This window comes from Pseudomonas sp. 18173 (assembly GCF_050432945.1).
In the GTDB taxonomy this organism is placed as follows: Bacteria; Pseudomonadota; Gammaproteobacteria; order Pseudomonadales; family Pseudomonadaceae; genus Aquipseudomonas.
The window spans coordinates 126,135-147,315 of the sequence record NZ_JBKFTN010000003.1 but is presented as its reverse complement, the minus strand read 5'-3'; the positions used below and the strand labels follow the sequence as shown (position 1 = coordinate 147,315).

Genomic DNA, 21,181 nt, shown 5'->3' with positions numbered 1-21,181 from the left:
CCGTTCAATGCTGTCTGCCGAGCTTTCCATGCCTGACCTGCTAGACCGCTACCCGCTGACGGCGGGCACCTATCATGAACTGCTCGACGACAGTGGCGCCGTGCGCCCGCACTGGCGTCGGCTGTTCGAGCAGCTGCAACGCAGCACGCCGGCGCAATTGGTGCAGCGTCAGGCCCTGCTGACCCGGCAGATTCAGGAAAACGGCGTTACCTATAACGTTTATGCCGATCCCAAGGGCGCTGACCGGCCATGGGAACTGGACCTGCTGCCGCATATCATTGCAGCCGATGAGTGGGGGCGCCTGGCGGCCGGCATCGCGCAACGGGCCAGGTTGCTCAATGCCGTGCTGGCTGACCTGTACGGCCCGCAGCGCCTGGTTGCCGAGGGGTTGCTGCCGGCGGAACTGGTGTTCGGTCACAACAATTTCCTTTGGCCCTGCCAGGGCATCAGCCCGCCTGACGCCGTCTTTCTGCATCTGTATGCCGTGGATCTGGCGCGCACACCCGATGGCCGCTGGTGGGTCACGGCGGATCGTACCCAGGCGCCTTCGGGGGCCGGGTATGCGCTGGAAAACCGCACGATTGTGTCCCGGGCCTTTCCCGAGTTGTACCGCGATCTGAAAGTGCAGCACCTGGCCGGGTTCTTCCGCACCTTGCAGGAAACATTGGCTCGTCAGGCCCCGAGCGATGGGGACGCGCCACTGGTCGTGTTGTTGACGCCGGGGCGTTTCAACGAAAGCTATTTTGAACATCTGTACCTCGCTCGTCAGCTCGGCTACCCACTGGTGGAGGGCGGTGACCTGACGGTGCGCGACGCCACGGTCTACCTGAAGACCCTCAGCGGCCTGCGTCGGGTCCACGCGATCATGCGCCGGCTCGACGATGACTTCTGCGACCCGCTGGAGCTGCGTACCGACTCGGCCCTGGGTGTGCCGGGGCTGCTTGAGGCTGTGCGCCAGGGGCGGGTGCTGGTGGCCAACGCTCTGGGCAGTGGAGTGCTGGAGTCGCCAGGTCTGTTGGGTTTCCTGCCGAAGATCAATCAATTCCTGTTCGGCGAAGAACTGATCCTGCCGTCCATCGCCACCTGGTGGTGCGGCGAAGCGCCGGTACTGGCCCAGGCCCTGGAAAAACTGCCGGAGCTGCTGATCAAACCGGCGTTTCCGTCCCAGAGCTTTGCACCGGTATTTGGCCGTGACTTGAGTGAAAAGCAGCGCCAGGAGCTCGCCGAGCGCATGCAGGCACGGCCATACGCTTATGTGGCGCAAGAACTTGCGCAATTGTCCCAGGCGCCGGTCTGGCAAGCCGAAGACGGTCAGCTGCAACCCCGTGCCATCGGCATGCGCGTGTATGCCGTCGCCAGCCGCGAGGGATATCGGGTGCTGCCCGGTGGCTTGACCCGGGTCGCCGCGCAGGCGGATGCCGAGGTGGTATCGATGCAGCGCGGCGGCGCGAGCAAGGACACCTGGGTGCTGGGCGATCGTGCGCCCAGCGGCGAACAATGGACGGCCCAACGCAACATCGGTGTGCATGACCTGGTGCGGCGCGATCCGTACTTGCCGTCGCGAGTGGTTGAAAACCTGTTCTGGTTCGGTCGTTACTGCGAACGTTGCGACGACAGTGCCCGTTTGCTGCGCATCGTGCTGGCGCGCTATGTCGATGGCGACGACCCGCAAGCCCTGCAGGCGGCGGTGGATCTCGGCGAGCGGCTGATGCTGTTGCCCGACGAGGGCGAGTTGCCGGAACGCCTGTTGGCGGCGCTGCTCGGCGATGACTGGCCGTTCAGCCTGCGTTCCAACCTGCAACGCTTGCAGTGGGCGGCTTCGCAGGTGCGCGGCAAGCTCTCACGGGAAAACTGGCAGGCGCTGGTGGAGTTGCAGCGTGAAGCCATGGAGCTGGAAACCGAAGAACCGGATTTCGGCGAGTTGCTGGATTTTCTCAACCGTCTGGTGATGTCCCTGGCGGCGCTGTCGGGCTTTGCCCTGGACGACATGACCCGGGACGAAGGCTGGCGCTTTTTGATGATTGGCCGGCGGCTCGAGCGCCTGCAATTTCTCAGCGGCAGCCTGGCAGCGTTCCTGCGGGGCGCCGGGGCTTTCGATCAGGCCGGGCTGGAGTGGTTGCTGGAACTGGGCAACAGCAGTATCACCTACCGTTCCCGCTACCTGGCGGTGGCGCAGTTGATCCCGGTGCTCGACCTGTTGTTGCTCGACGAGCAGAACCCTCACGCCGTGTTGTTCCAGCTGAAACTGGTGACCCGCACCCTCAAGCGCCTCAATGATGACTTCGGGGCGCCACGTGAAGCAGTGCTGCCGCAAATGGTCGAGCGTCTGGCGCGATTCGATCTGGGCTGCCTGGAGAATTCGCTGTTCGGCGACGCGAGTGTTCGCGCCGCCATCGAGGGGCTGGCCACGCTGCTGCAAGAGATCGCCGACGCCAGCGGGCAGGTTTCCGATCGCCTGGCGCTGCGGCATTTCGCCCATGTCGACGATGTCAGCCAGCGCACGGTGTCCGTCTGATGAGCGCTCACTATCAGATTTTCCACGACACCCATTATCACTACGACAGCCCGGTGTCCCTGGCCCAGCAACTGGCGCATTTGTGGCCGCGAGCTTGTGACTGGCAGCGCTGCAGCGGCCGGCAGTTGCAGATCAGTCCGCAGCCGACCTCCCGTCGCGATGAACTGGATGTATTCGGCAACCCGCTGACCCGGTTGGCATTCGAGCGTCCCCACGATGAACTGCTGGTCAACGCCAGCCTCACGATCGAAGTGTTGCCCCGACCTGTGCCGGACTTCAACCGGTCTGCTCCGTGGGAAAGCACACGAAGCGCGCTGACCTACAGCAGCCAGCCGCTGTCACCTCCATTGCTGGAAGCCTGCCGATACCGGTTTGAGTCGCCGTATGTGCATCTGAAGAGCAACTTCGTCGAGTTTTCCGAAAGTTGCTTCCCGGCGGGCCGACCGCTGCTGCTCGGCGTGCAGGCGTTGATGGAGAAAATCTTCAGCGAGTTCACCTTCGATGCCGAAGCGACCCAGGTGGCGACACCTCTGGTAGAGGTGCTGGAGCGCCGACGCGGGGTCTGTCAGGACTTTGCTCACCTGATGCTCGCTTGCGTGCGCTCACGTGGCTTGGCGGCGCGGTACATCAGCGGCTACTTGCTGACCCAGCCACCGCCGGGCCAGCCACGGCTGATCGGTGCTGATGCGTCCCACGCCTGGGTATCGGTGTTTTGCCCGGTGCTGGGGTGGGTGGATTTCGACCCGACCAACAATGTGCAACCGGCGCTGGAGCACATCACCCTGGCCTGGGGCCGGGATTTTTCCGATGTGTCGCCGTTGCGGGGGGTCATACTGGGAGGAGGAAACCACGACCCGGAAGTTCGGGTAACGGTGATGCCGCTGGAATATCAACGATCCACCCTGTAGGAGCGAGCTTGCTCGCGATGGACGTCAACGATGACGCGTCCTGTCTGGAAAAACGCGTTGTCTTCGATATCTTCGCGAGCAAGCTCGCTCCTACAAGGGACACAGATCCGTTGGGCCGGATCAGATCAGCCGGCCCGGAGGTTCTCAGGCGTCGGGCGCCGAGTCTTTCGGTGCATCAACATCATCTTCTGCCGCCACTTCACCCTCTGGGTTCAGGGCAGCTTCTTCAGCTGAAGCTTTCTTGCGCTGAAGCTTTTCCTCTTTCTTCTGCTCCTTGGCCAAGTCTCTCTGACGTTTGGCGAAGGAATAATTAGGTTTGGCCATGGGCGATCCTCTGGGGTCGAAGGTGAGGTTGAGCGGCGCATATTCTGCCCTGTATCGGTGCCGAGCCGTTAGCTGGGTTTTTGCTCGGCCCATTTTGGCGCTATGGACGGTTGCCAGGTATCCAGGGCATCGAGCAGGGTTTGCGGCGATTCGCTCACTTGCAGCATGTCACGGTGCTGCCCGCGAACGAAGCCTTCGCCGACGATGTGATCGAGAAAAGACGTCAATTTGCTGTAGAAACCGTTCACTTCCAGCAAACCCAGCGGTTTGCCGTGGTAGCCGAGCTGGCCCCAGGTCCAGACTTCGAACAGCTCTTCCAGGGTGCCAAGGCCGCCGGGCAGCGCGATAAAGGCATCGCTGAGTTCGGCCATCCGGGCCTTGCGCGCGTGCATGCCATCGACGACTTCCAGGCGAGTCAGGCCGCTGTGGCCGATTTCCTTGTCCTTGAGGCTTTGCGGGATGATGCCGATCACTTCACCGCCGGCCGCCAGGGCCGCATCGGCGACAATGCCCATCAGGCCTACGGCACCACCGCCGTACACCAGGGTCAGCTTGCGTTCGGCCAAAGCCCGGCCAAGAGCTACGGCTGCTTCGCGGTAAGCCGGGTTGGTGCCGGTGCTGGCACCACAAAATACACAAACGGATGTTAACGACATGCCTTGCTCCTTGGTCGATCAGGGCCACAGAGTAAAGGCAGGCGCACGGCACTCCAAGGGCTAGACTTCGTGTTTCGGCGTTTCGTACGTACCGCTGGCACCGCAGGCGTAGGCGGCGAGCAAACTGCACAACAGACTGTTGATGGACATGATCGGTGCTCCGGCTTTTTTGGAGGAGAGAGGAGGGGACGGCCTGATGATAGGGCCGGACCAGACGCCTGGCCGGTAGATTGTTTGCATCGTGCCTATAGCTCGAAAGTTGTATACAATTTTTGATTCAAGTCATATGAACTTGCGAAGTTTTCAGGCAGTCTTCTGTCCATTCGCATTTCTGCTAACCCTGCCTTGGAGATTCACCATGTTTGCCAAACTTGTTGCGGTATCCCTGTTGACACTGGCCAGCAGCCAATTGATGGCTGCAGAGTGCAAAGCCACCATCGACTCAACCGACCAGATGTCTTTCGATACGAAGGCCATTGAAATCGACAAGAGCTGCAAGACGTTTACCGTGGAACTCAAGCACTCCGGCAGCCTGCCGAAAAACGTCATGGGCCATAACTGGGTGCTGAGTAAAGAAGCCGACATGCAGCCGATCGCCACCGACGGCCTGAGCGCCGGCATCGACAAGAACTACCTGAAGGAAGGCGACGCCCGCGTGATCGCCCACACCAAGATCATCGGCGCCAATGAAACCGACTCGGTGACCTTCGATGTGTCGAAGCTGGACGCCGCTGAAAAATACGGTTTCTTCTGCTCGTTCCCGGGCCACATCTCGATGATGAAAGGCACCGTGACCCTGAAGTAATCAGGCACACCGCGTCATCGTTCTTCGCGAGCAAGCCCGCTCCCACATGGACAACTCCGTACCTGTGGGAGCGGGCTTGCTCGCGAAGGGGCCAGAAGCATCAACGCATGTTTTGGCCAAAGAAAAACCCGCTGAAGCTCAACACTTCAGCGGGCTTTTTCATTCACTCACACCTCAAGGCGCAAACGGCATCACACGCTTGTGATGAGTCTTGTTGTAGGTGTCGCAAATGATCCTGAATGCTTCCTCGCGCACCGGGTTGCCGTGCAGGAATGCATCGATCTCGGCGTAGGTCACGCCGTGGGAGGCTTCGTCCGGTTTGCCGGGCGACAGGTCTTCAAGGTCGGCGGTCGGGACTTTCTCCACCAGCGACTCCGGCGCGCCGAAGCTGCGGGCGATGGCGCGGACCTGGTTTTTCACCAGGCCACTCAGTGGCGCCAGGTCGCAGGCGCCGTCACCGAACTTGGTGAAGAACCCCATTACCGCCTCCGCCGCGTGATCGGTGCCGATCACCAGGCCATGGGTTGCGCCGGCGATGGTGTACTGGGCGACCATGCGCATGCGCGCCTTGGTGTTGCCGAGCACGAAATCCACCGACACCGCATGTTTGCCTTCAAAGGCCGCCACTTCATTGGCCAGGGATTTGACCGCCGGGCCGATGTTCACGGTGTGGCGCTCGTCCGGCTTGATGAAGTCCACCGAAGCCTGGGCGTCGTGCTCATCGAACTGGGTTTCGTAGGGCAGGCGCACGGCGATGAATTTATAGGCGGCATCACCGCTGCGCTGGCGCAGCTCACGCACGGCTCGCTGGGCCAGCAGGCCAGCTGTCAGGGAGTCGACACCGCCACTGATGCCCAATACCAGGGTCTTGAGCCCGGAGTTGACCAGGCAGTCCTGTATGAAGGTCACCCGCCGGGCGACTTCGGCCTCAAGGGCGGCTTCGTCGGCGAATGGCGGCTGGACCTTGAGCTGTTCAGCAATCTCACGCTGTACGGCTTGCATGAATTCACTCCTTGCTTGATGTACTTGAAAGGGCGGCAGGAACCTGGAAAACGTGTCGCAAGTAAGCGACGAAATTCGGGTCTTTGCAGTGCGTCTTGCCGGGCTCGTCGGAAATCTTCGCCACCGGCTGGTCGTTGCAGGCGGTCATTTTAAGCACGATGCTCATCGGTTCGACACCCGGAATATCGCAGGTCAGGTTGGTGCCGATGCCGAAGCTGACATTGATCCGACCACGCAGCGCCCGGAATATCTCCAGGGCCCTGGGCAAGGTCAGGCTGTCGGAGAAGGTCAGCGTCTTGCTCATCGGGTCGATGCCGAGCTTGTGATAGTGGGCGATGGCTTTTTCCGCCCAGACCACCGGATCGCCCGAGTCGTGGCGCAATCCGTCGAAAAGCTTGGCGAAAAACAGATCGAAGTCGCCGAGGAAGGCGTCCATGGTGATGCAATCGGTCAGGGCAATCCCCAGCAGGCCACGGTATTCGCGGACCCAGCAATCGAGTGCGGCGATCTGGCTGTCAATCAGCCGTGGGCCGAGTTGCTGGTGCGCCATGATCCATTCGTGGGCCATGGTGCCCAGCGGTTTCATGTCCAGCTCCCGGGACAGGTGCACGTTGCTGGTGCCGACGAAGCGTCCGGGGAAATCGTGCTTGAGCACATTCACCACTTCTTCCTGCACGCGATACGAGAAGCGACGGCGGGTACCGAAGTCGGCCACCTGCAATTCGGACAATTCATCACTGCTGGCGTTGGCACTCAGCCAGTCGAACTTGCGGTAGAGCTGCTCGCGGGCCCGTTCCAGCACGACTTCGCGGTAGCGGTAGCGGTTGCGCACTTCGCTGACAATCGCCAGTAGCGGCACTTCGAACAGGATCACATGCAGCCAGGGACCCCGCAGGCGGATGAACAGTTCGCCGTTTTCGATGCCGGTGTGGATGTAGCGCAGATTGAAGCGAAACAACCCGAGAAAGCGCAGGAAATCCGGCTTCAGGAAGCTGATGCGCTCCAGAAAGCTCAATTGATCGGCGCTCAGGCTCAGTTCGGCCAGGCGCTCGATCTGGAAACGGATTTCCGCGAGGTAAGGGCGCAAGTCCTCGCTGTTGCGGCAACGAAACTCCCATTCGACTTCGACGTTCGGGTAGTTGTGCAGCACCGCCTGCATCATCGTCAGTTTGTAGAAGTCGGTGTCGAGCAGGTTCTGCACGATGCGATCGGCAAACACACTCTCGCTCATAACGGGAATCTCCAGCGCTGCAGCGGTATTGATCAATGGCGCTAGTGGCGCATATCGGTGCCAAGGATTGCCAGCAATTTTTCAGGCCACCGTAAATCCCTGTGGGAGCGGGCTTGCTCGCGAAGAGGTCGGCACATTCAGCATCCATGTTGTCTGGACTGGAGCTTTCGCGAGCAAGCCCGCTCCCACAGGTGTTGAGTACATCCCTAGATTTTTGACATTTCCGGGCTATCTATCTGCTCCAGCATCCACTTCACGAAGTCCCGCACCTTCGGCACTTCCGCCGAATGCTCCGGATACGCGAGGTAATAGGCATCGCTGCTGGGCATTGCATGCTGCCAGGGAATGACCAGCTTGCCGTCGGCCAGTTCCTCTTCCACCAGAAACCGTGGCAGCAGCGCCACGCCGCAGCCAACCTGGGCGGCGCGGATGCACATATAGAAGGTTTCGAAACGCGGACCGTGGTAGCTGTGCTCGGTGTGGTAGCCCTGGTGGTCGAACCAGTCATGCCAGGCCTGGGGGCGGGAAGCGTTTTGCAGCAGGACCAGGTCAGTCAGTTGCGTCGGATCGGTGAACGGCGTGTCCGGCAGGCTGCCGGGGGCACACACCGGCACCAGCTCTTCACCGAATAGCTTCAGGCATTCGGTGCCGGGCCGCGAACCCTGGCCAAAGTAGAACGCCAGGTCGCTGCGACCTTGCAGCAGATCGTCGGCTTCCTGCTCGCTGCACAGGTCCAGGTGGATCGACGGGTGCCGCAGGCGCCAGCCTTTCAGGCGCGGTACCAGCCAGCGCGCACCGAAGGTAGGAGGCGTTGATACCCGCAGGACTTCTGTTTCGCCACCGTAGGAGCGCAGGTAATGGGTCGACATCTCGACCTGCGTGAGGATTTTTCGCACCTCGACCAGGTACAGATCACCGGCCGGCGTCATCTGCAAGCGGCGGCGTACCCGGCGAAACAGCAGGTGCTGCAACAGCTCTTCGAGTTGCGCGACCTGTTTGCTCACGGCGCTTTGGGTCAGGTTCAGCTCTTCGGCGGCCCGGGTGAAGCTCAAGTGCCGGGTGACGGCTTCGAAGCACTGCAATGCAGCGATCGATGGCAAGTAGCGTTTATTCAGCATGGGCGGTCCTTGGTTCTTGTTTCTTATTGCCAGCAATGCACAGCATGAATAAACGGAATGATATCTCTCTTAAAGGTCGTTTGTTGAGTAACCTCCGGGCAGCTAAAACTACAGGTCTGATCAGCCGTGATTTTCCGGCTGCACGTGTTCTGTCTTTTGCTTGAGGAGTGACCCATGGTTGCCGCATTGCTTGATCGTCTTGGTGTGAACCCGGCCCTGTACCAGAACGGCAAAGTGCCGGTGCATTCGCCCATCGACGGCAGTCGCATCGCCGCTGTGAACTGGGAAGGTGCCGCTGAAGTCGAGCAACACATCAGTCGCGCAGATCATGCGTTCGAACTGTGGCGCAAGGTTCCGGCACCGCGCCGTGGCGAACTGGTGCGTCAACTGGGCGATATCCTGCGTGAATACAAGGCCGATCTGGGCGAGCTGGTGTCCTGGGAAGCCGGCAAGATCACTCAGGAAGGCCTGGGTGAAGTTCAGGAAATGATCGACATCTGCGACTTCGCCGTCGGCCTGTCCCGCCAGTTGTACGGCTTGACCATCGCCTCCGAGCGTCCAGGCCACCACATGCGCGAAACCTGGCATCCGCTGGGCGTCGTCGGCGTCATCAGCGCCTTCAACTTCCCGGTGGCGGTCTGGGCCTGGAACGCCACGCTGGCGCTGGTCTGCGGCAACCCGGTGATCTGGAAGCCGTCGGAAAAAACCCCGCTGACCGCACTGGCCTGCCAGGCGCTGTTCGATCGCGTGCTGAAGAACTTCAGCGATGCACCACCTCACCTGAGCCAGGTGATTATTGGCGGCCGCGACGCTGGCGAAGCACTGGTCGACGACCCGCGCGTCGCACTGGTCAGTGCCACCGGCAGCACCCGCATGGGGCGAGAAGTGGCGCCGAAAATCGCCGCACGCTTCGCCCGCAGCATTCTGGAACTGGGCGGCAACAATGCGATGATCCTCGGCCCGAGCGCCGACCTGGACATGGCCGTTCGCGCGATCCTGTTCAGCGCCGTCGGCACCGCCGGCCAGCGCTGCACCACCCTGCGTCGCCTGATCGCCCATGAATCGGTGAAAGAAGAAATCGTCACCCGCCTCAAAGCCGCGTACTCGAAAGTACGCATCGGCCATCCGCTGGAAGGCAATCTGGTCGGTCCGCTGATCGACAAGCAAAGCTTCGACAATATGCAGGATGCTCTGGAGCAAGCCTTGAGCGAAGGCGGCAAGGTATTCGGCGGCCAGCGTCAGCTGGAAGACAAATTCCCGAACGCCTACTACGTGTCGCCGGCCATCGTCGAAATGCCGGAGCAGAGCGACGTGGTCTGCCACGAAACCTTCGCCCCGATCCTGTACGTGGTCGGTTACAGCGACTTCCAGGAAGCCCTGCGCCAGAACAACGCCGTGCCACAAGGCCTGTCCTCGTGCATCTTTACTACCGACGTGCGTGAAGCCGAGCAGTTCATGTCGGCGGTGGGCAGCGACTGCGGCATCGCCAACGTCAACATCGGCCCGAGCGGCGCAGAAATCGGTGGCGCATTCGGTGGCGAGAAAGAAACCGGCGGCGGTCGTGAGTCCGGCTCCGATGCATGGCGCGGCTACATGCGCCGCCAGACCAACACCGTGAACTATTCGCTGGAGTTGCCGTTGGCGCAGGGCATTACCTTTGACTGATCGGTGATCCCCTGTAGGAGCGAGCTCGCTCGCGAAAAACGTCAGCACAACGCGTTTATGCAGCAAGCACGCGTTATCGTTGACGTCCATCGCGAGCAGTCGAGCGTCGACCGGCTGCTCCTACAGTTGAATGGTGTGTTGGTTAGGTTTCTGTTGGAGTCTGGCAATGCCGTTACGCGAAGAGTGTCTGTGGGAAAAACTGACGCCGCAAAGGCCGGACCATTCGGCCCTCAAGGGTGAGGTCTCGGTGGATGTCTGCGTCATCGGCGCCGGTTTTACCGGTTTGTCGGCGGCGGTGCATCTGCTGGAGCAAGGCAAGACCGTTTGTGTGCTGGAGGCCCATCGCGCCGGCCACGGTGGTTCGGGGCGCAACGTCGGGCTGGTCAATGCCGGGATGTGGATTCCCCCGGACGAGATCGAAGCCGGGTTCGGCACCGAAGTTGGCAGCCAGCTCAACCGCATGCTGGGCGCGGCGCCATCCCTGGTGTTCAGCCTGGTGGACAAATACAACATCGATTGCCAGTTGCGCCGCGAAGGCACGCTGCACATGGCGCATAACGCCCGTGGCGAGGCCGACTTGCGCAGTCGTGAGGAACAATGGAAACGCCGTGGGGCACCGGTGGAATTGTTGACCGGTCAGGCTTGCGAGCAAGCCACAGGCACCAAAAAGATCGCTGCCGCGCTGCTCGATCGCCGCGCCGGTACGCTCAATCCGATGGCCTACACCACAGGGCTGGCCAAGGCGGCCCTCGGTCTGGGCGGTCAATTGTTCGATCATTCTCCGGTCACCCGCCTCGAACGCCAGGGCCAGCGCTGGTCAGTGCAAACCGCCCAGGGTTCGGTCATGGCCGAGAAGGTGGTGATTGCCTCCAATGCCTACACCGAAGGCGACTGGACCGAACTGCGGCGCAATTTCTTCCCCGGTTATTACTACCAGGTGGCCTCGGTCCCGCTGACCGAAGAGGCCGCCCGGCAGATTCTTCCCGGCGGCCAGGGTTCCTGGGACACCCGCCAGGTCCTGAGCAGCATCCGTCGGGATAAAGACGGAAGGTTGCTGCTGGGTAGCCTCGGTAATGGCAATCAGAAACCGGCCTGGTTTCTCAAGGCCTGGGCCGATCGGGTACAGCAACACTATTTCCCGTATCTCAAACCGGTGGAGTGGGAGTGCACCTGGACCGGTCGCATCGCCTTCACCCCCGATCATTTGATGCGCCTGTTCGAACCGGCACCCGGTCTGGTGGCCGTCACCGGTTACAACGGGCGGGGCGTGACCACGGGGACGGTGGTCGGCAAGGCCTTTGCCGACTACCTGTGTAACGGAAATCCTCAAGCGCTGCCGATCCCCTTTGCCCCCATGCAGCCACTGGCCGGGGTGGGCTTGCGCAGTTGTCTGTATGAGGCGGGGTTCTCGCTGTATCACGCAGGCCAGTGCCTGCGGATCGTGATCTGAAGGTTGATTTTTGCAGTGGGAAGCGGCGCTTTTTCGATCTGCAGCTAGCCTGTCAATGGTGCGGGTTGTAGCAGTCCCCGCACCAGCAGTGTGCACTTCGGTGACGCACGTTGTTACAGGCTGGTTGCACGTCGTTTAATGCCGCGGTTGCAATGATGGCGCAGGCGGGTTGCGCCTCAAAAAAAATATGGTTTCACCTTCCGCGGTTTAGACGGTTGCACGCCCAATGAAAATGGGCCCGAAACAGTCGAAATAACAAGAAAGCAGCGACTTTTTTCAGAATAAAAAACCGATGGCACGGCCCTTGCTCTGAGCATTCAGTGAAGTCGCAGTGCCAATTAAAAAAAAACCATGGAGCACCACCTCATGTCCCATACGTTTTACAAGAAAGGCTTTCTGGCTCTCGCAGTGGCAACTGCGCTGGGTGTTTCTGCATTTGCACAAGCTGACGTGAAAATCGGTGTGGCGGGCCCGATGACAGGCGCCAACGCGGCATTCGGCGAGCAGTACATGAAGGGTGCACAGGCAGCAGCCGATGCGGTGAACGCAGCGGGCGGCGTGAATGGGGAAAAAATCGTACTGGTCAAGGGCGATGACGCCTGCGAACCGAAACAGGCCGTGACAGTGGCCAAGGACCTGACCAACCAGAAGGTTGCCGGCGTCGTCGGTCACTTCTGCTCTTCCAACACCATTCCCGCGTCGGAAATCTACGACGAAGCCGGGATCATCGCGATCACCCCGGGCTCCACCAACCCGCAGGTCACCGAGCGTGGCCTGAGTGCCATGTTCCGCATGTGCGGACGTGACGACCAGCAGGGCATCGTGGCCGGCGACTACATTGTCGACGTGCTCAAGGGCAAGAAAGTGGCTGTCCTGCACGACAAGGACACCTACGGCCAGGGCCTGGCGGATGCCACCAAGGCACAACTGATCAAGCGCGGCGTCACGCCGGTGCTGTATGAAGGCCTGACCCGCGGCGAGAAAGACTTCAGCGCCATCGTGACCAAGATCCGTGCGGCCGGTGCCGACGTGGTCTACTTCGGTGGTCTGCACCCGGAAGCCGGTCCGCTGGTTAAACAACTGCGCACCGAAGGCCTCAAGGACGTGAAATTCATGTCCGACGACGGCATCGTGACCGACGAACTGGTGACCACTGCTGGTGGCCCGCAATACGTCGACGGCGTGTTGATGACCTTCGGCGCCGACCCGCGTCTGCTGCCGGACAGCAAGGCCGTGGTGGACACGTTCCGCAAGACTGGCTACGAGCCTGAAGGCTACACCCTGTATGCCTACGCGTCGGTTCAAGCCCTGGCTGCCGCCTTCAATGGCGCCAAGTCCAACAAGGGCGAAGACGCTGCCAAGTGGCTGAAAGCCAACCCGGTCAAGACCGTCATGGGCGAGAAGACCTGGGACAGCAAGGGCGACCTGAAAATCTCCGACTACGTGGTTTACCAGTGGGACAAGGACGGCAAATACCACCAGCTGGAAAAACAGAAATAACGGCTGACTTGATCGGCTGGACGCCACACATCCCTGTGGGAGCGGGCTTGCCCGCGATGACGGCCTGACAGTCGACAACTTTGTTGATTGTTCTACCGCTATCGCTGGCAAGCCAGCTCCCACAAGGGGGCCATGGCGGCCTGTCTGACTGCTCCGACGTATATCTGTATTTTTCTTAGAAGAACCGCACAGCCACCTGTGCAGGTTCTCATTGCGTGAGATTGCGTTATGGATGGTATTTTCCTGCAGCAAATGGTCAACGGCCTGACCCTCGGGTCGGTCTATGGCCTGATCGCCATCGGCTACACAATGGTCTATGGCATCATCGGCATGATCAACTTCGCCCACGGCGAGGTTTACATGATTTCCGCTTACCTCGCGGCGATCAGTCTGGCTCTGCTGGCATACTTCGGTATTGAATCCTTCCCCCTGTTGATGCTCGGCACACTGGTCTTCACCATCGTCGTTACGGCAGTGTATGGCTGGGTCATCGAGCGTGTTGCCTACAAACCCCTGCGTAACTCCACCCGGCTGGCACCGCTGATCAGCGCCATCGGGATTTCGCTGATCCTGCAAAACTATGCTCAGATCGCCCAGGGTGCCCGCCAACAAGGCGTTCCGACCCTGCTGACCGGGGCATGGCGAATCGATGTCGGGAGCGGCTTCGTGCAGCTCACCTACACCAAGATCTTCATTCTGGTGGCCGCTTTTGTCGGGATGGGCCTGCTGACCTACGTCATCAAGTACACCAAGCTCGGCCGCATGTGCCGTGCCACCCAGCAAGACCGCAAGATGGCCTCGATCCTGGGGATCAACACCGACCGGGTGATCTCCTACGTGTTCATCATCGGTGCAGCCATGGCGGCCCTGGCCGGCGTGCTGATCACCATGAACTATGGCACTTTCGACTTTTACGCAGGCTTCGTGATAGGTATCAAGGCCTTCACCGCAGCGGTACTCGGCGGGATCGGCTCGCTGCCTGGCGCCATGCTCGGCGGGATCATCCTCGGCATCTCCGAATCGCTGTTCTCGGGCCTGGTCAACTCGGACTACAAGGACGTTTTCAGCTTTTCGCTGCTGGTCCTCGTTCTGGTCTTTCGGCCCCAAGGCCTGCTCGGCCGTCCTCTTGTGTCGAAGGTGTAAGCGATGTCTTCAACAACCACTCATAAAACAATCGATATCAAAAAAAGCCTGGTTGACGCGATTCTCTCCGGCCTCATTGCCCTGATCGTGTTCGGACCGATCGTCGGCGTCGTGCTCGACGGCTACGGTTTCAACCTGGAACCGACCCGGGTCGCCTGGATCATTGCCATCGTCATGGGCGGCCGGTTTGCCTTGAGCCTGTTCCTGCAAACGCCCAAGGGCCTGAAAATCCTCGAAGGCTTTGAAGTCACCGGTTCCGGCGTACACGTGCTGGCACCGGACTACAAGTCGCGGCTGCGCTGGGTCATCCCGCTGGTCATCGCGATTGCCGTGGTGTTCCCGTTTTTCTCCAACTCCTATCTGCTGGGCGTGGTTATCCTCGGGCTGATCTATGTACTGCTGGGGCTGGGGTTGAACATCGTGGTCGGCCTGGCCGGCCTGCTTGACCTGGGTTACGTGGCGTTCTACGCCATCGGCGCCTACGGCCTGGCGCTTGGTTACCAATACCTGGGGCTGGGTTTCTGGACGGTGTTGCCACTGGCGGCGATCACGGCCGGCCTGGCCGGTTGCATCCTCGGTTTCCCGGTGTTGCGTCTGCACGGTGACTACCTGGCGATCGTGACCCTGGGCTTTGGTGAAATCATCCGCCTGATCCTCAACAACTGGTTGTCCCTGACCGGCGGCCCGAACGGCATGCCGGCACCGTTGCCGACCTTCTTCGGTCTCGAGTTCGGCAAGCGGGCGAAGGATGGCGGGGTGCCGTTCCACGAGTTCTTCGGTATCGCCTACAACCCTGACGTGAAGTACTACTTCATCTACGCCGTGTTGTTCCTGGTGGTCCTGGCCGTGCTGCACATCAAGCATCGCCTGACCCGCATGCCGGTCGGCCGTGCCTGGGAAGCGCTGCGTGAAGACGAAATCGCCTGCCGCTCCATGGGCCTGAACCATGTACTGGTCAAGCTCTCGGCGTTCACCATCGGCGCTTCGACTGCCGGGTTGGCCGGGGTGTTCTTCGCCACTTACCAAGGCTTCGTCAATCCGACCTCGTTCACCTTCTTCGAGTCGGCGCTGATCCTCGCCATCGTGGTACTCGGCGGCATGGGTTCGACCATCGGCGTCGTCATCGCGGCATTCGTGCTGACCGTGGCTCCGGAACTGCTGCGTGGATTTGCCGAATACCGCGTGCTGCTGTTCGGCATCCTGATGGTATTGATGATGATCTGGCGACCGCGCGGCCTGATTCGGATCAGCCGTACCGGTGTGACCCCGCGTAAAGGAGTAGCGCCATGAGCGAAGTCGTACTCAGTGTCGAAAAGCTGATGATGCACTTCGGCGGCATCAAGGCGTTGAACGATGTCAGCCTGAAAGTCCACCGCAATTCGATCTTCGCCCTGATCGGGCCCAACGGCGCCGGCAAAACCACGGTGTTCAACTGTCTGACCGGGTTCTACAAGGCCACCGGCGGCAAAATCGAACTCAATGTGCGCGGTCAGCAGACCAACGTCATCAAATTGCTGGGCGAATCGTTCAAGCCAACGGATTTCGTTTCGCCGAAATCCTTCGCCAGTCGGCTGTTCTACAAGGCGTTCGGCGGCACCCACCTGGTGAACCGTGCCGGGCTGGCGCGTACGTTCCAGAACATTCGTCTGTTCAAGGAAATGTCGGTGCTGGAAAACCTGCTGGTGGCCCAACACATGTGGGTCAACCGCAGCATGCTCGCCGGCATCCTCAACACCAAGGGCTATCGCAAGGCCGAAAGCGATGCGCTGGACCACGCGTTCTACTGGCTGGAAGTGGTGGACCTGGTGGACTGCGCCAACCGCCTGGCCGGTGAACTGTCCTACGGCCAGCAACGCCGCCTGGAAATCGCCCGCGCCATGTGCACCCGTCCGCAGATCATCTGCCTCGACGAACCGGCTGCTGGCCTCAACCCTCAGGAAACCGAAGCGCTGAGCGCGATGATCCGGCTGCTGCGCGACGAGCACGATCTGACCGTGGTGCTGATCGAACACGACATGGGCATGGTAATGAGCATTTCCGACCACATCGTGGTGCTGGACCACGGCATCGTCATCGCCGAGGGCGGACCTGATGCGATTCGTAACGATCCGAAAGTGATTGCGGCCTACCTGGGCGCCGATGAAGAGGAAGTGGTGCTATGAGCCAACCCATCCTCGAACTCAAGGAACTGGATGTGTTTTACGGGCCGATCCAGGCCCTGAAGAAAGTCTCGCTGCACATCAAGGAAGGGGAAACCGTCAGCCTGATCGGCTCCAACGGTGCCGGCAAGTCGACCCTGCTGATGTCGATCTTCGGCCAGCCACGGGCAGCCGACGGGCAGATCCTTTATCAGGGCGTGGACATTACCCACAAGTCGTCCCACTACATCGCCTCCAACGGCATCGCGCAGTCGCCGGAAGGGCGGCGGGTGTTCCCCGACATGACGGTCGAAGAAAACCTGCTGATGGGCACTATCCCGATCGGTGACAAGTACGCCAAGGAAGACATGCAGCGCATGTTCGAACTGTTCCCGCGGCTCGAAGAGCGGCGTACCCAGCGGGCGATGACCATGTCCGGCGGCGAGCAGCAGATGCTCGCCATCGCCCGGGCCCTGATGAGCCGGCCCAAGTTGCTGCTGCTGGACGAGCCGAGCCTGGGGCTGGCGCCGATCGTGGTAAAGCAGATCTTCGCGACCCTGCGGGAACTGGCCAAGACCGGCATGACCATCTTCCTGGTGGAGCAGAACGCCAACCACGCGCTGCGTCTGTCGGACCGGGCGTACGTGATGGTCAACGGCGAAATCCGCATGACCGGTACCGGCAAGGAGCTGCTGGTCAACGAGGATGTGCGCAACGCCTACCTCGGCGGGCACTGAGTTTCAGCGGTTATGCACAAGCCCCGGCGCGCAATCGCCGGGGCTTTTTATATCTCCCAAACACCACTAAACCCTGTGGGAGCGGGCTTGCTCGCGAAGACGGCGTCACATTCAACATGATCAGGACAGATCCACCGCTTTCGCGAGCAAGCCCGCTCCCACAGGGGAGCTGCGGCGGCTTTCAGGAAATTGTGGAAAACAATATTCCAAAGCTCCCGAAGCGCGACATAAAGCCGCTGCAAATAGTTGTTTTGTCACGGTTTTGACTTGTCCCCGTTTGCTGTGGAGCCGGCTGTGAATAACGTGGGAGTAGCTGGCTGGAGGCCTTTGAATTCGTGGCTTGCAGAGGTGTGGTTGTTTTTTGATCAGGTGGTTTTGCGCAACTTCAAGGCCGCTTTGTCAACCTTTTTGTTGGTGATGAAAGTGTGCGGAATCGGCGTGGGCAAGCCTGTGGATAAGTCTGTGGTTAAACTCTGGAAAGACTCGGCTGAAGGCCGTGGTTACTGGCTTGGCGCCATCGCCGGATTGACCCGTCAGTCATGAAAATGGCCAAGGGCTACACAGCTGGCGCTTGAGGGTCAAGCGAAAAAGTTTTAAAACTCCGCGCAAAGCCTTGTGGATAGCGGCTTGCAGCTTTTCCACTTGCCCCCAGAGACTGTGGACCGGCCTGTGGATAACGTGCGTGTACATGGCTGCAGGCCACGCTGGTCAAGGGTTTGCCAGGGTTGAGCGTTTTTTGAACAGCTTGAGCGGTGGTTGCCGCTGCGAACAAGGCCGGGCATGCTGCCTGCTGATTTTCTATTCCAATGGCTGGCGATCAGCCGAAGCAAGGAGAACACGATGTCCAACACCCTGTTTATTACCGGCGCGACCTCCGGTTTTGGTGAAGCCTGTGCCCGCCGTTTTGCCGAGGCCGGCTGGAAACTGGTGCTGACGGGCCGTCGTGAAGAGCGCCTCAATGCGCTGTGCGCCGAGCTGTCCAAGCAAACGGAAGTCCATGGCCTGGTGCTCGATGTGCGTGATCGCAAGGCCATGGAGGAGGCGATCGCCAATCTGCCGCCATCCTTTGCCAAGCTGCGCGGGTTGATCAACAACGCCGGGCTGGCCCTGGGTGTTGACCCGGCGCCCAAGTGCGACCTGGACGATTGGGACACCATGGTCGATACCAACGTCAAAGGCCTGATGTACAGCACCCGCCTGCTGTTGCCGCGCCTGATTGCCCACGGCCGTGGTGCCGGCATCGTCAACCTGGGCTCCATCGCCGGCAACTATCCGTACCCGGGCAGTCACGTGTATGGCGCGACCAAGGCGTTCGTCAAACAGTTCTCCCTGAACCTGCGCTGCGACCTGCAAGGCACCGGCGTACGGGTCAGCAACATCGAGCCAGGCCTGTGCGAGAGCGAGTTCTCGCTGGTGCGTTTTGCCGGTGACCAGGAGCGCTACAACGCCACTTACGCCGGTGCCGAGGCGATTCAGCCGCAAGACATCGCCGAAACCATCTTCTGGGTGCTCAACGCCCCGGCGCACATCAACATCAACAGCCTGGAGCTGATGCCGGTGAGCCAGACCTGGGCCGGGTTTGCCATCGACCGTAAATCTTAAGACCGAGTCGTGGCCATTCGCGAGCGGGCTCGCTCCCACAGGGATCGCGTTGAACCTGTGGGAGCGAGCCTGCTCGCGAAGTGGCCGGCTCAGGCGACACAAAGCTTCAGCTAGACTCCTCCCTCAAGCAACCCGCCACACCCGGCGGTCTAGAGGTATCAGAGGAGACCAAGTGAGTAATCGAGGCGAGCAGTCGCTGCTCAAGCAATCGACCTTCCTGATGTTGGCGGTGACATTTGCCGGGATCATCACCGGTTTTGTTTCAGGCGCCCAATCCATCCTGTTCGATGGCTTCTTTTCGTTAATCGCGGCCTTCATCAAGGTCTTGATGCTGATCACTGCCCGGCTGATCGCCAAGGAAAGCAATCAACGCTTCCAGTTCGGTTCCTGGCATCTGGAGCCGATGGTGCTGGTGATCGAGGGTAGCTTCATTTTCCTGGTCGCCATTTATGCCTTTCTCAACGGTGTGTTCGGCATCATCAGCGGTGGCCGCGAGGTCGAACTCGGGCTGGTGATCGTCTATGCAGCGGTGTTCACCGTCGTCGAGCTCATTTATTTTTTCTACGTCCGCCATCGCAATCGCACACTCAACTCATCGCTGATCCAGTTCGACAACATCAGTTGGCTGGTGGACGCGATGCTGTCGGCGGGATTGCTGGTGAGTTTCCTGATCGCGCTGCTGCTCAAAACCCAGGGTTATGACGAGTGGGCGGTGTATGTCGACCCGATGATCCTGATTCTGCTGGCCTTGGGCATGCTCCCCCCGGCCTTCAAAATCCTCGGCCCGGCCTTGCGCGATGTGCTGGGGATCGTCCCGGATCAACTGGACGACAAGGTGCGTCAGGTGATGGACGTGGCGAAGGTCGAGCATGGTTTCGACGACTACATTTCCTACGTGCAGAAACACGGCAGGGCCTGTTTCATCGAAATACACATCGTGTTGCCGAAGGATTACTGGCTGGACGGTGTGGGACAACTGGACAGTCTGCGCGAGGAAATTTCCACAAAGCTTGGCGAGCCGGACGCCGCGCGATGGCTGACCATCAGCTTTACCGGGGATCGCAAGTGGATTGAGTGAAGGGGCGGAGACCTCTGCGAGGTCAATCGCGAGCAGGCTAGCTCCCACAGGGTTCTGTGTTGATTACATAACCCTGGGCTGACACAGACCCACTGTGGGAGCGAGCCTGCTCGCGAAAGCGATCTGGAAGTCAGCCGAGATACTCTGCCAACCCGCGATAGCAGGTCGCCAGGTGATAGGGCGTGGTCGACGGCATGTCGCGGCGGCTGACCTCACCCTGTTCATCACGGCACTCGTACCAACCGCCGGCATGCAGCGAGCGCTGCTGCAATGCCAGCAACTGGCGCAGTACATCCGCTTCACTGTCCGGTCGCAGCGTCAACGCACGCAGGTACTCGGCCTGCGCCCAGATACGCTGCGTGGCGTCCCGGACACCACCATCCGCTGCGAAGTCGAGCATCGCCCGCACAGCACCAGTCTGTTGATCGACGCCCAGTTGCTCGGTTAAGGCGAATGCCCGTTCCAGATCGGCATGCAGAGTCGAATGGCGCAGCCGCGCCGAGGATTCCAGCAGGAAATACCATTCGAATTGATGCCCGGGTTCAAACCAGTTATCCACAGACCCAAGCGGCTTTTCCATCAACACGCTGCGTTGCGGATCGATGAATCGCGCGTGCATGGCTGTGCATAACTCGACGAGTGCGTGCTGCACGTCGAGATCTTCACGCACCGAGAGGGTGGCGAGGAAGGCTTCGGCCAGGTGCATCAGCGGGTTTTGCAAAGGACCACTGGCCAGCGATGCCCAGTCGCGGTCGAGCGTGGCTTCGTACAGACCGTCGTCCGTGGCGAAACGCTGTGCAATCACTTCCAGCGAGGCATTGAGTACCGACTCGACCAATGGCTCGCGGACCTTGTCCCAGTAATGGGCGCAGGCGAACAGGATGAAGGCGTGGGTGTAGAGGTCTTTGCGCTGATCCAGCGGTGTACCTTGTGCGTCGACGCTGTAGAACCAGCCACCGTGCTCGGCATCGTGGAAGTGGCGCTGCAATGAGCGGAACAATGCCGCGGCGCGCTCTTCGGCGCCGGGAACCTGACCGATCAGGCTGGCAAACAGATACAACTGCCGCGCACAGGCCATGGCCCGGTAGCGTTGCGGGGGCAGCGGCCGGTGTTCGGCATCCAGCGCCTCGTAGGGCAACGCCATGTCGGCATTCCAGCCCGGACCCTGCCAGAGCGGCACGATGACGTTCAGGAAATGCTGTTGCACCGAGGCGAACAGGGCGGTCAATTCAGGCTGGGAGGCGGAGCGGGAAACAGGCGGCATTGGCTGGCGTCGTCACGGCAGGGGCGATTGCGCGACATGTTAGCA

At 60.6% G+C, this 21,181-nt stretch carries 19 protein-coding genes; 13 read left to right on the top strand and 6 right to left on the bottom strand.

The features are described 5' to 3' along the window. The first annotated feature begins 28 nt into the window (after positions 1 to 28). Together ACLD1X_RS04595 and ACLD1X_RS04590 are read left to right on the top strand one after the other, a co-directional pair. A complete protein-coding gene (locus ACLD1X_RS04595) occupies positions 29 to 2,515 on the top strand; it encodes a circularly permuted type 2 ATP-grasp protein (RefSeq protein WP_429366319.1) in 2,487 nt (828 codons plus the stop codon). Beyond that, on the top strand, positions 2,515 to 3,423 hold the full coding sequence (locus tag ACLD1X_RS04590; protein ID WP_429366318.1) for a transglutaminase family protein: 909 nt from the start codon (positions 2,515 to 2,517) through the stop codon (positions 3,421 to 3,423). The genes ACLD1X_RS04595 and ACLD1X_RS04590 overlap by 1 nt, the downstream gene beginning before the upstream one ends. A 144-nt stretch (positions 3,424 to 3,567) precedes the next feature. Here ACLD1X_RS04590 and ACLD1X_RS04585 read toward each other — a convergent pair whose 3' ends face one another. Together ACLD1X_RS04585 and ACLD1X_RS04580 are read right to left on the bottom strand one after the other, a co-directional pair. Further along, positions 3,568 to 3,747, bottom strand: a complete 180-nt coding sequence (locus ACLD1X_RS04585; RefSeq protein WP_008003055.1) for a hypothetical protein — start codon at positions 3,745 to 3,747, stop codon at positions 3,568 to 3,570. A 68-nt stretch (positions 3,748 to 3,815) separates the two neighbouring features. Then, the gene (locus ACLD1X_RS04580) at positions 3,816 to 4,403 is read right to left on the bottom strand and encodes a TIGR00730 family Rossman fold protein (protein ID WP_429366317.1); all 588 of its coding nucleotides are present in this window, start codon (positions 4,401 to 4,403) and stop codon (positions 3,816 to 3,818) included. 358 nt (positions 4,404 to 4,761) lie between these two features. Here ACLD1X_RS04580 and azu point away from each other — a divergent pair, with 358 nt between their 5' ends. Beyond that, positions 4,762 to 5,208 (top strand): azurin, encoded by a 447-nt coding sequence (gene azu / locus ACLD1X_RS04575; protein ID WP_429366316.1) that lies wholly within the window; start codon positions 4,762 to 4,764, stop codon positions 5,206 to 5,208. Between the two features lie 174 nt (positions 5,209 to 5,382). Here the strand turns inward: azu and nadE are convergent, their stop codons facing one another. The 3 genes from nadE to ACLD1X_RS04560 form a co-directional block, all read right to left on the bottom strand. Next, on the bottom strand, positions 5,383 to 6,210 hold the full coding sequence (nadE, locus tag ACLD1X_RS04570; protein ID WP_057397747.1) for an ammonia-dependent NAD(+) synthetase: 828 nt from the start codon (positions 6,208 to 6,210) through the stop codon (positions 5,383 to 5,385). A 4-nt stretch (positions 6,211 to 6,214) separates the two neighbouring features. Beyond that, on the bottom strand, positions 6,215 to 7,441 hold the full coding sequence (gene pncB, locus ACLD1X_RS04565; protein WP_429366315.1) for a nicotinate phosphoribosyltransferase: 1,227 nt from the start codon (positions 7,439 to 7,441) through the stop codon (positions 6,215 to 6,217). Between the two features lie 206 nt (positions 7,442 to 7,647). Further along, positions 7,648 to 8,559 (bottom strand): LysR family transcriptional regulator, encoded by a 912-nt coding sequence (locus ACLD1X_RS04560; RefSeq protein ID WP_429366314.1) that lies wholly within the window; start codon positions 8,557 to 8,559, stop codon positions 7,648 to 7,650. Positions 8,560 to 8,733: 174 nt separating this feature from the next. Here ACLD1X_RS04560 and amaB point away from each other — a divergent pair, with 174 nt between their 5' ends. The 10 genes from amaB to ACLD1X_RS04510 all read left to right on the top strand — a co-directional run bounded on the left by amaB (position 8,734) and on the right by ACLD1X_RS04510 (position 19,872). Then, positions 8,734 to 10,224: an L-piperidine-6-carboxylate dehydrogenase gene (gene amaB, locus ACLD1X_RS04555; RefSeq protein ID WP_429366313.1), complete on the top strand. Its 1,491-nt coding sequence runs from the start codon at positions 8,734 to 8,736 to the stop codon at positions 10,222 to 10,224. A gap of 166 nt (positions 10,225 to 10,390) precedes the next feature. Beyond that, positions 10,391 to 11,674, top strand: a complete 1,284-nt coding sequence (gene amaA, locus ACLD1X_RS04550; RefSeq protein ID WP_429366312.1) for an L-pipecolate oxidase — start codon at positions 10,391 to 10,393, stop codon at positions 11,672 to 11,674. A 366-nt stretch (positions 11,675 to 12,040) separates the two neighbouring features. Next, positions 12,041 to 13,174, top strand: a complete 1,134-nt coding sequence (locus ACLD1X_RS04545) for an ABC transporter substrate-binding protein (RefSeq protein WP_008016864.1) — start codon at positions 12,041 to 12,043, stop codon at positions 13,172 to 13,174. A 228-nt stretch (positions 13,175 to 13,402) separates the two neighbouring features. Further along, the gene (locus tag ACLD1X_RS04540) at positions 13,403 to 14,317 is read left to right on the top strand and encodes an ABC transporter permease subunit (protein ID WP_429366311.1); all 915 of its coding nucleotides are present in this window, start codon (positions 13,403 to 13,405) and stop codon (positions 14,315 to 14,317) included. 3 nt (positions 14,318 to 14,320) lie between these two features. Then, positions 14,321 to 15,607, top strand: a complete 1,287-nt coding sequence (gene livM / locus ACLD1X_RS04535) for a high-affinity branched-chain amino acid ABC transporter permease LivM (protein WP_429366310.1) — start codon at positions 14,321 to 14,323, stop codon at positions 15,605 to 15,607. Further along, positions 15,604 to 16,479 carry an ABC transporter ATP-binding protein gene (locus ACLD1X_RS04530; RefSeq protein WP_008016859.1) on the top strand — a complete coding sequence of 292 codons (876 nt, stop codon included), beginning with the start codon at positions 15,604 to 15,606 and terminating at the stop codon, positions 16,477 to 16,479. The genes livM and ACLD1X_RS04530 overlap by 4 nt, the downstream gene beginning before the upstream one ends. Continuing rightward, the gene (locus ACLD1X_RS04525) at positions 16,476 to 17,192 is read left to right on the top strand and encodes an ABC transporter ATP-binding protein (RefSeq protein ID WP_008016858.1); all 717 of its coding nucleotides are present in this window, start codon (positions 16,476 to 16,478) and stop codon (positions 17,190 to 17,192) included. Before ACLD1X_RS04530 ends, ACLD1X_RS04525 begins: the two co-directional genes overlap by 4 nt. Positions 17,193 to 17,486: 294 nt before the next feature. Continuing rightward, complete coding sequence (locus ACLD1X_RS04520; protein WP_429366309.1) at positions 17,487 to 17,735, top strand: hypothetical protein; 249 nt, start codon at positions 17,487 to 17,489, stop codon at positions 17,733 to 17,735. Between the two features lie 297 nt (positions 17,736 to 18,032). Further along, positions 18,033 to 18,794, top strand: a complete 762-nt coding sequence (locus ACLD1X_RS04515; RefSeq protein ID WP_085717444.1) for an SDR family oxidoreductase — start codon at positions 18,033 to 18,035, stop codon at positions 18,792 to 18,794. Between the two features lie 172 nt (positions 18,795 to 18,966). Beyond that, positions 18,967 to 19,872 (top strand): cation diffusion facilitator family transporter, encoded by a 906-nt coding sequence (locus ACLD1X_RS04510; protein ID WP_429366308.1) that lies wholly within the window; start codon positions 18,967 to 18,969, stop codon positions 19,870 to 19,872. 130 nt (positions 19,873 to 20,002) lie between these two features. Here the strand turns inward: ACLD1X_RS04510 and ACLD1X_RS04505 are convergent, their stop codons facing one another. After that, entirely contained in the window at positions 20,003 to 21,136 is a 1,134-nt protein-coding gene (locus ACLD1X_RS04505; RefSeq protein WP_429366307.1) for an AGE family epimerase/isomerase, read from the bottom strand. Between the last annotated feature and the right edge of the window lie 45 nt (positions 21,137 to 21,181).

Excerpts from the sequence above, each read along its gene's own strand:
- amaA (WP_429366312.1), top strand. The coding sequence starts at position 10,391 with ATGCCGTTACGCGAAGAGTGTCTGTGGGAAAAACTGACGCCGCAAAGG.
- ACLD1X_RS04560 (WP_429366314.1), bottom strand. The coding sequence starts at position 8,559 with ATGCTGAATAAACGCTACTTGCCATCGATCGCTGCATTGCAGTGCTTC.
- livM (WP_429366310.1), top strand. The coding sequence starts at position 14,321 with ATGTCTTCAACAACCACTCATAAAACAATCGATATCAAAAAAAGCCTG.
- ACLD1X_RS04595 (WP_429366319.1), top strand. The coding sequence starts at position 29 with ATGCCTGACCTGCTAGACCGCTACCCGCTGACGGCGGGCACCTATCAT.
- azu (WP_429366316.1), top strand. The coding sequence starts at position 4,762 with ATGTTTGCCAAACTTGTTGCGGTATCCCTGTTGACACTGGCCAGCAGC.
- ACLD1X_RS04590 (WP_429366318.1), top strand. The coding sequence starts at position 2,515 with ATGAGCGCTCACTATCAGATTTTCCACGACACCCATTATCACTACGAC.
- ACLD1X_RS04515 (WP_085717444.1), top strand. The coding sequence starts at position 18,033 with ATGTCCAACACCCTGTTTATTACCGGCGCGACCTCCGGTTTTGGTGAA.
- ACLD1X_RS04585 (WP_008003055.1), bottom strand. The coding sequence starts at position 3,747 with ATGGCCAAACCTAATTATTCCTTCGCCAAACGTCAGAGAGACTTGGCC.
- ACLD1X_RS04525 (WP_008016858.1), top strand. The coding sequence starts at position 16,476 with ATGAGCCAACCCATCCTCGAACTCAAGGAACTGGATGTGTTTTACGGG.
- ACLD1X_RS04540 (WP_429366311.1), top strand. The coding sequence starts at position 13,403 with ATGGATGGTATTTTCCTGCAGCAAATGGTCAACGGCCTGACCCTCGGG.
- amaB (WP_429366313.1), top strand. The coding sequence starts at position 8,734 with ATGGTTGCCGCATTGCTTGATCGTCTTGGTGTGAACCCGGCCCTGTAC.
- ACLD1X_RS04580 (WP_429366317.1), bottom strand. The coding sequence starts at position 4,403 with ATGTCGTTAACATCCGTTTGTGTATTTTGTGGTGCCAGCACCGGCACC.
- nadE (WP_057397747.1), bottom strand. The coding sequence starts at position 6,210 with ATGCAAGCCGTACAGCGTGAGATTGCTGAACAGCTCAAGGTCCAGCCG.
- pncB (WP_429366315.1), bottom strand. The coding sequence starts at position 7,441 with ATGAGCGAGAGTGTGTTTGCCGATCGCATCGTGCAGAACCTGCTCGAC.
- ACLD1X_RS04545 (WP_008016864.1), top strand. The coding sequence starts at position 12,041 with ATGTCCCATACGTTTTACAAGAAAGGCTTTCTGGCTCTCGCAGTGGCA.
- ACLD1X_RS04505 (WP_429366307.1), bottom strand. The coding sequence starts at position 21,136 with ATGCCGCCTGTTTCCCGCTCCGCCTCCCAGCCTGAATTGACCGCCCTG.
- ACLD1X_RS04530 (WP_008016859.1), top strand. The coding sequence starts at position 15,604 with ATGAGCGAAGTCGTACTCAGTGTCGAAAAGCTGATGATGCACTTCGGC.